This is a genomic window from Acinetobacter sp. C13 (assembly GCF_016809775.1).
In the GTDB taxonomy this organism is placed as follows: domain Bacteria; phylum Pseudomonadota; class Gammaproteobacteria; order Pseudomonadales; family Moraxellaceae; genus Acinetobacter; species Acinetobacter pittii.
Genome location: NZ_JAFBJL010000002.1, coordinates 609946 through 621849 on the forward strand (window position 1 = coordinate 609946; position 11904 = coordinate 621849).

Below are 11904 nucleotides of genomic sequence, written 5' to 3' on the forward strand. Positions count from 1 at the left end.
TAATAACGTGAACATGCATTTTATTTATTTTTATGTATTATGTTGGAAAGTAGGATAAAAAAATAAGCTTTAAAAGAGCAGTCAAATAAAAATGATTGTAAGAATAAGGGTTAAATTTTTTATATCTATTAATTCGATAATTTAGTTTAAAAGGTTTTGGCCATGAAAAAGACTTTTATTTATTTATCAGCAGTTGTTGCAGGAGTATTTTCTCTCAATGCAGCAAATGCAGCTACAGCAACAGGTACATTAACTGTTCGAGCAACAGTAACCAATAGTTGTGTATTGAATACCTCTGCAACCGGTACAACAACAAATGCAGTTTTAGACTTTGGTACTTTAAGTTCGCTGGCTGGCAATGTTGATGCAGATACCACAACGACTGGTGGTACCTCAATTAAAGTCCTTTGTAATAATACTGTGCCATGGACTTTGTCATTTGATGGTGGTCAGAATGTTTTATCAACCCAACGTCGTATGATCGGTGGGGCGACTAGCAATGAATATATTCCTTACAACCTTTTCTCTGACACAGGACGTGCCACAGCAATTGGTATTGCAACGACTGCCTACAGTGGAACCGGAACGGGTAATGTTCAAACTGTAAATGTGTATGGTCGTATTCCTGCAGGAACAACTTTACCAAGTGCAGGTAGCTATGTTGACAGTGTGACTGTCACGGTAACTTATTAATTTGCATAAATTAGAATTACGTTAGCCCTTTTGAAAGGGCTAATACATTAAAAAAGTTATATTTGAGCAAATCATGAAAAAAAATATTTTTATTATTACGGGATTATTCTTATCTTTATCTAGCTCTATTAACGCCGCAACAATCCGTCTTTCACCTGTAAATGTAGAAATATTAAGTAATCAAAATGCTGCTTCAATTAGTTTATATAACCAGTCAAATGAAAGTGCTGATTTGCAGGTGCGTGTATTTGAATGGAGACAAAATGCTGGTCAAGATCAGTTAATCCCTACGGATGAGATTGTAGTTAGTCCACCATTTTTAAAACTACAACCTAATGACTCTTATAACTTACGTGTAGTTAGAATTAACCCAGAACCTATTTCTGGTGAAAAAACCTATCGTATTATTATTGATGAGTTACCCAAACCAATTGATAGCCGTAAAGCAGCTCAGGGAGTAAATGTATTACTTCGCTCATCATTACCTGTATTTGTAGTAAATAAAGATGCGATTACCAAACTGAGTTGGAAAATTGATGTTAACCAGAACACACCTTCTTTAAATATTAGCAATATAGGTAACCGACATGCGTTGTTAAATAGTCTAATGCTTGTTGATACAACTGCCAATAAAAGTTATCCCATTAAAGTAAATACTGTGAATGGTTATATTCTTGCGGAGAAGTCGAAAAGTTACTCGATTAGTAACTTTACCTATCAACCAAATCATAAATACAGCGTATCTCTAACAGTTAATGGTAAGAAAACCACACTTTAAGAGGCTTATATGAAATACATTATAGGTGTCTTATGTGTTGCGTATTTTCCTACGTATTCTTTTGCCGAACAGTTACTAGATTATACGAATACTGCAGTTCCGAGTGTTCCTAAATCTGTTGGTAACGATAATAAATATAAACACGTAGGAACGAATGAGCAGGAGCAAGATCTTAATTTCATTCATCTATTTTTAAATATTTCGATTAACTCAAATGCTTCTGAAGATTTGGTTGCTGTAAAGCAATCTAAGGATGGAAAACTATATATTCGTTCTAGTGCCTTAAAAACTTTAAGACTAAAAATGGATGAACATATCCCAGATAACCAGTGGGTATGTATCAACGATCTAAACGGAATCCAGTTTAAATATCTCGAGAATGAGCAGTCTTTAAACCTAAAAGTTCCGTCGAACATGTTAACGGGTTACTCAGTCGACTTAAGTGGCCAGCAGGTCACTAACCCACATTTGCTAAAGATGAAACCCTTAAACGCGGCTATTTTGAACTACAGCCTCTATCATACTATAACCAATGATGAGAATGTTTTCTCAGGTACGGCAGAAGGGATCTTTAACAGCGCAATCGGTAACTTTTCATCAGGGGTTTTATATAACGGTAGTAATGAAACTAGCTATAGCCATGAAAAGTGGGTGCGACTGGAAACTAAGTGGCAATATGTCGACCCTGAAAAGATCAGGATATATACCCTAGGCGACTTTATTTCTAATAGCCCAGACTGGGGAAGCAGTGTCCGTCTTGCCGGTTTCCAGTGGTCGAGTGCTTATAGCCAACGCGGTGATATTGTCACCTCGGCGCTACCACAATTTTCCGGCTCGGCAGCATTGCCTTCAACCCTAGATTTATACGTCAACCAGCAAAAGATTTATTCAGGGTTAGTGCCATCTGGTCCCTTTGATATTAAACAGCTCCCATTTATTTCAGGAAACGAAGTCACCCTTGTGACTACCGATGCAACGGGACAGCAGAGCATTACCAAAAAGCCGTACTATTTTTCATCCAAGATTCTGGCAAAAGGCATAAATGAGTTTTCAGTAGATGTTGGGGTGCCACGCTACAACTATGGACTCTATTCAAACGATTATGATGATGCCACCTTTGCCTCAGGTGCGATCCGATACGGTTACAGTAACTCTCTGACCTTAAGCGGTGGTGCAGAAGCTTCAACAGATGGTCTGTCGAACCTAGGCACAGGATTTGCCAAAAATATTTTGGGTATTGGCGTGATCAATGCCGACATTGCAGCGAGCCAATATAAAGATGAAAACGGTTATTCTGCCTTGCTGGGTTTAGAAGGTCGCATCAGTAAGAACATTTCATTTAACACCAGTTACCGCAAAGTATTTGATAACTATTTTGACCTAGCCCGTGTGTCTCAAGTTAGATATTTAAAAGATAACCAGATTAATCCCGAGTCACAGAACTACCTGAACTACAGTGCACTGGCCGATGAGATTTTTAGGGCAGGGATTAATTATAACTTTTATGCAGGCTATGGGGTTTATCTGGGCTATAACCAGATCAAATATAGTGACAACTCCTATAAATTACTGTCTACCAATTTAAGTGGAAGTCTGGACAAGAACTGGGGTTTTTATGCATCAGCGTATAAAGATTATGAAAACCATAAGGACTATGGAGTTTACTTTGCGCTGCGATATACACCGTCAAGTAAAGTGAATGCGATCACGAGTGTATCTAGTGACAGCGGTAGCCTACGGTATCGTCAAGAAATATTCGGTTTGTCAGAACCCCAAATTGGTTCATTTGGCTGGGGTGGTTATGTTGAGCGCGATCAGGATGCAAATGAAAACAATGCCTCGATTTATGCCTCTTACCGTGCCCGTGCTGCTTACCTGACGGGACGCTATAACCGATTTGGGGATAATGATCAGGTTGCAGTTTCGGCGACGGGTTCATTGGTTGCTGCGGCGGGACGTATCTTTGCGGCCAATGAAATTGGAGATGGCTACGCAGTTGTAACTAATGCCGGACCACAAAGTCAAATTATAAATGGCGGGGTCAATTTGGGAGAAACTGACAAGTCTGGAAGATTTCTGATTCCTAGTCTCATGCCATATCAAGTGAACCATGTTTATTTAGATCCATCGTATCTTCCTCTGAATTGGAATGTTAAATCTACAGATCAAAAAACAGTGGTGGGTTACCGTCAAGGAACTTTGGTTGACTTCGGTGCTCATCAGGTCATTTCTGGATTAGTGAAACTGGTTGATGAAAATAATTCACCGTTGATGCCGGGTTATACCGTTCGAATTAATGGTCAGCAAGATGGGATGGTTGGGTATGACGGTGAAGTATTTATTCCAAACCTGTTAAAACAAAACAAACTTGAAGTCGATCTTCTAGATCATGGTTCATGCCAAGTTGACTTCACCTATAACAGTAATCAGTACACAAGTAAAAAATTGGGACCTTATGTATGTCATTAAATATTATGAATAAGGCTCAAATAGAGAGCTATAAGTTTTTTCCATTGTTTTTAAAGTATTTTGTAGGCATTTGCTTATTTTATCTTGTTTATGCATTTTTTAGTCCGGCACATGCAGCTTGTACGGTAAGTGGAACCACAAATAACACTTTTATCTACACAGCAGCAAATATTAATAGTGATGCAACCGTAAACCTTTCAGGAACAATTACTTGCACGAATGGAGGAATAATACCTCAGATATCTCCATTTATGTGTATGAAGACAGTATTTACAGGAGCAACCACTGCGAATAATAGTGTAACTTTACCATATACGGTCACTGCAACTGTAGGTGGGGCAGGTTCCTCTACCACCAACCAAACCTCCAATGTTTGGTATGGTCCAGTGGTAACACTTGCTTCAAATAATATTCTTAATTACTCGGTAAATGTAAAAGTACCCGCACGTACAGGATCGCTCATTGCCTACCCTCAAGGGACCTATACAGCTACGGTTCAACTATTTTGGGATATGGATCTTCTAGCGGTGTTATGTTTAGGTGATCTACTCAGCTGGGACTCTGGAAGTGTAACTTTAACAGCAAACTTTGTGGTCCCAAGTCTGTGCCAATTAAACTCAACCTCAACTGTAGATTTTGGCAATATTAATGATATTGCTACGACTAAGCGTGATTACACAGCGCAAGGGGCAGTGAATACAACCTGTAATTTTGGAACGCCATACAGTATTTATTTAGGGGACGGCAATAACCGTATAGCTGGGGGTTTTAGGCGTATGATCAATAGTAATAATGAATTTATTCCCTATCAGCTATATAAAGATTCTAACTATAGTACGGTATGGGATGCCACGGGAGGCGTAACCAATGTTGGGGGAACAGGGGGAGTCTCAAAAACAGGTACAGGAAGCGCTCAAACGACTACTGTGTATGGAAAGATTCCGCAAGGCACTGCCATCGCAAGTAGACCTGGCGTCTATTCTGATAGTGTTGTCGTTACGGTGACTTATTAATTTTTCAAATTTATATGTGGAGCTCTTTTTATAGCAGAGCTCCCTATAGTTCAAAGTATATTGCTTAAAAATTGTTAAGATATAGATAATAAAAATCAAATAATTCTTAGCTTTCGGAACTTGTTCGTCATCAAAAACAGTTTGACTTAAAAAAGCTTTCTGTATATTTATTGATTAGTTCTAAAAAAGAACTAGATAAAAGGCAATTAAAAATAAAGGTGAATAAATGTCGAATATTATTTTGCATCAATGGGAAATTTCCCCATTCTGTCAAAAAATTTCAAGGGTTTTGAAATTTAAAGGAATTCCATTTGACACAGTTAACTATAACGGCATTCTTGGAGCGAAAGTTCCTCTACTAAGTAAGGTGGGCAAAGTACCTGTCATTGACCATAACGGTCAGAGGATTCAAGACAGCACTCGGATTGCACGCTATCTAGATGAAGCCTTTCCAGACACACCTCGGCTTTACCCTGAAGATCCAAATCAAAAAGCTCTTGCTGAACTTTGGGAAGATTGGGCGGATGAATCTCTTTATTTTTATGAAGTATATTTAAGAGTAAATGACTCAGAAGCTTTAGAAGAAGCGATTCGCATTAGTAGTATTGGTCGTCCAGCTTATGAAAAGCCCATGGTAAAAGGTTTTATTTTAGCCGAGTTAAAAACGCAGCTATTCTTTCAAGGCTTAGGACGTATGAAAGCTGAAAATGTTGAAAAAGAATTTATACGACATCTCGACCGTATTGAGCAGGTTTTATCACAAAGTGAATGGTTAGTTGGAAACAGGCAAACCATTGCAGACATTGCTGTAGTTGCTCAACTCGGTGAAGTGATCCGCACCAGTAAAAAATTTAGTGAAGAAATTTTGAATCGTCCGTTTATTGCATTATGGTATAAAAAACAAACAGGGTGAAATGTCTATGACATCAGCAACACTAGATAAAAAACAAGATTGTGCGGTTGTTATTGGCGTCGGGGCATCACAAGGTATTGGTGCAGCGGTGTGTCGTCTTTTCGCCAAAGAAGGCTTAAAAGTCTATGTTGCTGGACGTACTTTCCAGAAAATTGAAGCAGTGGCTGCCCAAATCCATTCCAATGGTGGAGATGCTGTAGCGTTTCGTTTAGATGCAGAAGATATACACCAAGTACAAGCCCTATTTGACACCATTACAAGTCAAAATGAACGCATTACTGCTGTAATTCATAATGTGGGAGGGAATATTCCTTCCATCTTTTTACGCAGTCCATTGTCGTTTTTTACTCGAATGTGGCAATCCACTTTTCTATCGGCCTATTTAGTTTCTCAAAGCTGTCTAAAAATCTTTAAAGATCAAAATCACGGTACGCTTATTTTTACAGGTGCGAGTGCGTCTCTACGCGGCAAACCTTTTTTCGCAGCTTTTACAATGGGAAAATCTGCCTTAAGAGCTTATGCCTTAAATCTAGCCCAAATCTATAAATCACAAGGCATCCATATTGCTCATGTGATTATTGATGGCATGGTCGATGGCGATAGAGTGAATAAAGCATTATTTGGTCTGGGGCGGTTAGCTCGTCTTACGCGTGGCACTGGCGGACTTAATATTGATGCAATTGCAGAAAATTATTGGATGCTTTACCAACAAACACCTCAGCTCTGGACACATGAGTTGGATTTACGCCCTTATCAAGAAAAATTTTGAGAGACTAAAATGCTAAAAAAAATATTTCAAAAATTTCAAAAAAAGCAGGGCTGTGTTGTAGTGGCTGGTCATGACCTTCAACTGATTGAGCGTGATTTTGTAATTCTAGATAAAAACGCACATTTTCCATTACATCTTTATCAAGTTGTGCATGATTCAACCGCGCAAAAGATGAAAATACATTCTATAAATGATGGCGTGACAGCAGTACATTTAAATTTAGTGAATGCAGATCACTTAAAATGCTTATTGCGTTATATTTCAAAACACGGGCATACCATTGAACTCTGTGTATTTCAGTCGAGTTTTTCATCTTCGCCCAATATTGAAGCTTTATCTTTAGAAGAGATTGAACACAGTTGGCAGACCACAGGTTTAAGTGCAGTAAGTGTCGCTCAAGCTGTGATTAAACCTATGCTTAAACAACAGCGGGGCACAGTTATTTTTCTTGGCGCACCCTCTAATCACTCGACCCATTACGATGTGTTAAGCCAAAGCATGTTTGCAAGCATCCGTGCTTTAGCACAGTCATTAGCCAGAGAGTTTCAACCTAAAGGCATTCATGTTAGTTATTGCATGATTGAAAAATGGGAAGGGCAAAACCAGCACTTTACCTCATCTCTCAAGCAAGTATGCCAACACATCTATCAGCAACCTGATTCTGCATGGAGCCAAGAACTTAGCCTATCTTGAAGTTTTACTTTTACATATTGTTAAAATACAGTACTGATCTGAAATGATCATAGAACAATAATTTCGGTAGGTTTTTAAATGGTGAATATAAAGAGTTTTCAGCGAACGGTTCAAGTAGTGTCGACCTTGGCAGCTTTTATGTGTTTTTCTTCACTCGCGCAAGCTTCACAATACACTCAAACTGCTCGTTTAGTTAACGAACGCTTATCTTATATGAAGGATGTTGCAGGTTATAAAGCAGAGCAGCATTTACCTATTGAAGATTTAACTCAAGAAAAGAAAGTTCTGGATCAATCACTTTCTGAAGCCGAATCTTTTGGTTTAAATAGCGAAACAGTAAAGCCATTTATTGTGACGCAAATGAATGTTGCCAAGGCCATTCAGTATCGCTATCGCGCAGATTGGTTATCGAGTCCAGAAAGCAATTGGAAGCCACAAGATTTAGCAGAAGTACGTTTAAAAATTAGTTCTCTAAATACTGAACTTTTAAAAAATATTGCCGTTGAACTTAAGAAAAATCATAACAAAGCACCTCATGGCTGTAGCTATATGTGGCCTGTTCAGCATCCACAACTTAAAGAAGCCGACAAAAAAGCTTTATGTGTGGCACTAAATAAAATTAAGTTAAAAGACTGAAAACAATAATTATAACCGTAAAAGTTACCGCTACAGTTGAAGATGCCTACATGTTTTTGTTTGTGATTGATGGGGCAATGATTCAGCTTTTAAGTGCAAATAAGATCGATGAAAGAGATAAATTATTAGAATATTTTATGTCGACGCTCGCTTAGATTGGTTAGTACTCTAAGGTTTAATTCTTATAAAAAAGCCCTCCGAGGAGGGCTTCAAATTTATTTAAAGTTAGGTTGATTTAAGATTTTGTAGACCTTTTCTTTATATACATCATTAGAAATTACACCTTTATCTCGCTGTTGTTTTAGCGATTTAAACTGTTGGCCACGAATTTCTCTTTGAATACCCACATTATCATGATGTCTAATGTAGTAAAGACTACGCTCATGATCGCTCATATTCACTGTTTCATCAGTAAACGAAGAAGGCTTTGTTTCATTTTCTTGATATTGTTTTGCAATTTCAAAAAAATCTACGTTTTGAGAATGAGGAGAATTAAATGAATTTTGTTGTTCAGTCAGCTGATGGTTCTGAGTGTTAGCATTTACTTCAAGCATACTTTTATGCTGATTAAATCTAGGGCGGTTATATTCTTGTTTGGTTTGAAATGTGTTTGTTTCAGCAAAAGTGGAAGAAGAAAAAAGCCCAATATTTAAAGATAAAAAAGTTAATAAAAATCTATTCATTTCTTTGGGAGTCCAATTGAAATTGAGTAAATCACTGTATTGTAACATTAAAATTTGATTTTTGAAGGTTTGACTTCAAGTATGCTTGATCAACTGGTAAATAATAAGATCTGTAGCGGAGCGTAAAAGGCAATTTAAAAAGGCTCTTTACACTCATTTTTTTAAGATCGTTTTGAATATTCTTCTTTCAATTTATCCAGAAAAATAAAGAGGTTTTGATTCATTTTTTGATAGTCATGCTTCCGTAATTCTTCACGAGTATTTACAAATTTATAATTATGAGCATCATTTAACTCGATTTCTGAATGTTGAATCAGCAACTCAACTACTTCTGAAGTTAATTCCATATGACATTGTAGGCCATAAACTAATTTGGAATATTCAATAATCTGTCTTGGGCACCCTGCACTAAAAGCAATAATTTTTGCGTTAGGAGTTAAGCCTGGCATATCGTTATGCCAATGGCCAACTTCGGTCATTTTTCCTAAGTGAGAAAACTTAGAATGTGTTATTCCATATTCTGTAAGCATAATTGGAAACTTACCAATTTCTCGCTCAGGGCTGTGTTCAAACTTGGCACCTAAAGCTTCACCGATCAATTGAGATCCTAGGCATACCCCAATAACCACTTTATTTGCTTCAATCGCTTTTTTAATGATTGCTTGTTCTGCTATTGAATTAAAGTGAGGGCACATATCTAATGTAGTATCAGGACTTTGTGGACCACCCATTACAATAAGAAAGTCAATATCTTCAACAGAAGTTGGCAAAACTTCATTTAAATACACTCTTGAATAGGTAATTTTGAAGTTATTCATTTTGCCCCAAATTTCATATACGCCAGGCGCTTCAAAATCTTCATGAACAATAAAATGTAGCCACATAACAATCCTTAAAATCTAAACGTTAATAGGTAGATCATTGGTTAAAAATCAAGGAAATCTTAAAAGTAGAATAGAGTCTTTAATACATCCAGTTTTGAAAACTTATATGGGCCAGCTTTATTTGTTTTTATAGAAGTTGAAATTAGTTATTTCTTTTTAAAATACATTCGATATATTTATTGTTAAGTTAAACTAAATTATTCTGGTGTGACAATAGCAGTTCAATTTGTTAAATTGTGTAGCTTTTATCAAAGTGGACAAAATTTATGAAGACATTTTTAGTTATATCTTTATTGGGTTTTGGGCTGATTGGTTGTGCTTCATCTCCATATAATTCTCAAGAAAATTATTTGAATAAACCTCCAATAGTTCCAGAGAATAAAGCTTTTAATAGTTTTAAAACACCTGAACACGGGATTTTTACTGATCGAGATGTCTATAATATAAATATATCAGAAAATTCAAATCTAAATTTTCGTTATGAAGTTCCTTTTTAATGAAAATAAAATATTAACTAAAAAAAGGGAAGAGCAAAGGTGGCCTCACACCTTTGCTAACTCATAATAATTAATGATTAATACAACCTTTTGGGTGGTTTTTTAAACTCTAAACTGTTAAATTTTAGTTATTGAAAATAAGGTATTTTAAATGAAAAACTTCACTATTGTTGCTTCTTTATTTTTGTTAGTTGGGTGTGCTACAGGGCACAAACAAGTCACTCCTGCGCCAGTGGCAGATAATAAAATTATTTCAGAGGCTGAAAAATATAAAAAACAATATCAAAAGAAAATTTATAAAACATGGGATATTCCCAAGTCTTCTACAGGTATGAGTGCAAGTGTTAAAGTCTTTTTAACGGAGACTGGCGAAATTGAGCAAATTATCTTTTTAGATAAAGAAGAGCAAAAATTTAAAACAAGTATTGAAAAAGCTATCTGGCGTTCAAGTCCATTTGTTTTACCATCTAATCCGGAAGTAAGAAAACAAGCAAGAAAATTCAATATTAAATTTCAGGTAAAATAAAATAAGATCTTACTAAACATGAGGAGCGGATTTAAAGGATTTTCATTTATTTATATTAAATTCGCCCCTTTGTTGTAAATATCTTTAATACTATTTACTTTAAAATTTTGAGGTTACAGAAATATTAAATATACTAATTAATATTTTTTGATAAACAAAATATAAAAATTAATAACATTTTTATCAAAAAGTTAAAGAAATAAAACTTTAAATACATAGCGAATTAATATAAAAGAATATGTAAATCTAGAAATTTATCAAGAAAAATTATGAGTGAAGTGAAGAAATCTTTTAAAGAAAGTAAGACTACATCAGTTGTAGCATGGGTTGTGATTTTGTTTGGAATTGTCTTAGGCTTGGCTTTTATTTTGTCATACGGGCAAGTTGAAACTCGAAATGATAATTTAGATATTATCCAAGTGTGGTCTAAAGAAATGGTTACTGTTGGTCTTTTTATTATATTTAATGGACTACTTTTCGGGTATTTGTTTTTAAAAATTAGTAGTATTTTGAATCACCTTGAAAACAATAAAAATTAAAAAATATCTTAGTAAATTAATATCTTATATAAGCATGCTTCATCTTAAATGGATGGTAAGTTAGTATTGGAAGTATTGCTCATCTATAAAAATAAATTGAAAGAAAATTTTTCAAAATCTTCTTTTATTTTGGTGTTTTATGTTGCATGTTTCGCATTTTTAAATGTTTTTGATAAGTAATTTACTATTAACTTTCAAAAACCTTGTATTTCTTACATTTAGTTGATGAGTTTTACCCTATCTTACATAAAAAAATAATAGTTTAAAGAAGTATATAAATATACGCATGAGAAGATAGGAGGTTAAGATGCCAAAATATCTAGCTATAGCAGATAAGGTTTATAAAAAAATTAAAAATGACAACTTGTTTTCTGATGATGTAATAGAAAATTTAAATTGTTTGATTGGGCTTATTCGTAATGCGATAAAAGGTACTGAATTCAAATTAAAGTATAATTTTATTAATTTTGAAGACTGCTTAACCAAGCCTATCGAGCAATGCTCGGTAAAAATTGATTTTAGTCTTATGCCTAAGTTTGATAATGAAGGTGAGTTTATTTTATGGCTTGCAGGATTTATTGAAAGAATCACTGATGGAGGTAAAGCCAAATTTCCTCCTATTTCTCAGTTGGTCCCTCAAGGCTTTAGTATGGGAAATGAAAATATTCCGGTAACTACTTTACCTGTAAAAGAAGAAAATGCAGAAATGATTGTTAATTATTTTAAATCAGATGATTATATTAAAAATAATAAACTACCTTCTTAAAATATATAAAAGTAATAAGCCAATTATCTCTAACAATTTAGAGCT

14 protein-coding genes and 1 pseudogene are annotated in these 11904 nt (G+C 35.3%); 13 read left to right on the forward strand and 2 right to left on the reverse strand.

Annotated elements, in window-relative coordinates; genetic code table 11:
• Nucleotides 1-156: 156 nt before the first annotated feature.
• The 9 genes and pseudogenes from JGE69_RS08045 to JGE69_RS18065 form a co-directional block, all read left to right on the forward strand.
• A complete protein-coding gene (locus JGE69_RS08045; RefSeq protein ID WP_014207080.1) occupies nt 157-693 on the forward strand; it encodes a spore coat U domain-containing protein in 537 nt (178 codons plus the stop codon).
• A 73-nt stretch (nt 694-766) separates the two neighbouring features.
• Nucleotides 767-1471 carry a molecular chaperone gene (locus tag JGE69_RS08050; protein ID WP_069123582.1) on the forward strand — a complete coding sequence of 235 codons (705 nt, stop codon included), beginning with the start codon at nt 767-769 and terminating at the stop codon, nt 1469-1471.
• A 9-nt stretch (nt 1472-1480) separates the two neighbouring features.
• Nucleotides 1481-3940: a fimbria/pilus outer membrane usher protein gene (locus JGE69_RS08055; RefSeq protein ID WP_199112825.1), complete on the forward strand. Its 2460-nt coding sequence runs from the start codon at nt 1481-1483 to the stop codon at nt 3938-3940.
• Nucleotides 3931-4953 (forward strand): spore coat U domain-containing protein, encoded by a 1023-nt coding sequence (locus JGE69_RS08060; protein ID WP_199112824.1) that lies wholly within the window; start codon nt 3931-3933, stop codon nt 4951-4953. Before JGE69_RS08055 ends, JGE69_RS08060 begins: the two co-directional genes overlap by 10 nt.
• A gap of 226 nt (nt 4954-5179) precedes the next feature.
• A complete protein-coding gene (locus tag JGE69_RS08065; RefSeq protein WP_199112823.1) occupies nt 5180-5866 on the forward strand; it encodes a glutathione S-transferase family protein in 687 nt (228 codons plus the stop codon).
• Between the two features lie 7 nt (nt 5867-5873).
• Nucleotides 5874-6635 (forward strand): SDR family NAD(P)-dependent oxidoreductase, encoded by a 762-nt coding sequence (locus tag JGE69_RS08070; RefSeq protein WP_069030393.1) that lies wholly within the window; start codon nt 5874-5876, stop codon nt 6633-6635.
• Nucleotides 6636-6644: 9 nt separating this feature from the next.
• The gene (locus tag JGE69_RS08075) at nt 6645-7328 is read left to right on the forward strand and encodes an SDR family NAD(P)-dependent oxidoreductase (protein ID WP_199112821.1); all 684 of its coding nucleotides are present in this window, start codon (nt 6645-6647) and stop codon (nt 7326-7328) included.
• 78 nt (nt 7329-7406) lie between these two features.
• Nucleotides 7407-7964, forward strand: a complete 558-nt coding sequence (locus JGE69_RS08080) for a chorismate mutase (RefSeq protein ID WP_063099119.1) — start codon at nt 7407-7409, stop codon at nt 7962-7964.
• A gap of 14 nt (nt 7965-7978) precedes the next feature.
• Nucleotides 7979-8119: pseudogene (locus JGE69_RS18065) on the forward strand (TetR family transcriptional regulator); the annotation flags it as partial.
• Nucleotides 8120-8179: 60 nt separating this feature from the next.
• On the opposite strand, the gene JGE69_RS08085 reads toward JGE69_RS18065, so the two are convergent.
• Both JGE69_RS08085 and JGE69_RS08090 read right to left on the reverse strand, forming a co-directional pair.
• Nucleotides 8180-8695 carry a hypothetical protein gene (locus JGE69_RS08085; protein ID WP_060466596.1) on the reverse strand — a complete coding sequence of 172 codons (516 nt, stop codon included), beginning with the start codon at nt 8693-8695 and terminating at the stop codon, nt 8180-8182.
• Between the two features lie 113 nt (nt 8696-8808).
• Entirely contained in the window at nt 8809-9531 is a 723-nt protein-coding gene (locus tag JGE69_RS08090; RefSeq protein ID WP_199112820.1) for a type 1 glutamine amidotransferase, read from the reverse strand.
• A gap of 266 nt (nt 9532-9797) precedes the next feature.
• Here JGE69_RS08090 and JGE69_RS08095 point away from each other — a divergent pair, with 266 nt between their 5' ends.
• The 4 genes from JGE69_RS08095 (at nt 9798) to JGE69_RS08110 (ending at nt 11859) form a co-directional block, all read left to right on the forward strand.
• The gene (locus tag JGE69_RS08095; protein WP_005068685.1) at nt 9798-10028 is read left to right on the forward strand and encodes a hypothetical protein; all 231 of its coding nucleotides are present in this window, start codon (nt 9798-9800) and stop codon (nt 10026-10028) included.
• 151 nt (nt 10029-10179) lie between these two features.
• Entirely contained in the window at nt 10180-10554 is a 375-nt protein-coding gene (locus JGE69_RS08100; protein ID WP_199112819.1) for a TonB C-terminal domain-containing protein, read from the forward strand.
• Nucleotides 10555-10823: 269 nt separating this feature from the next.
• Entirely contained in the window at nt 10824-11093 is a 270-nt protein-coding gene (locus JGE69_RS08105) for a hypothetical protein (RefSeq protein ID WP_017386729.1), read from the forward strand.
• Nucleotides 11094-11400: 307 nt separating this feature from the next.
• Complete coding sequence (locus tag JGE69_RS08110; RefSeq protein ID WP_199112818.1) at nt 11401-11859, forward strand: hypothetical protein; 459 nt, start codon at nt 11401-11403, stop codon at nt 11857-11859.
• Nucleotides 11860-11904: the final 45 nt, after the last annotated feature.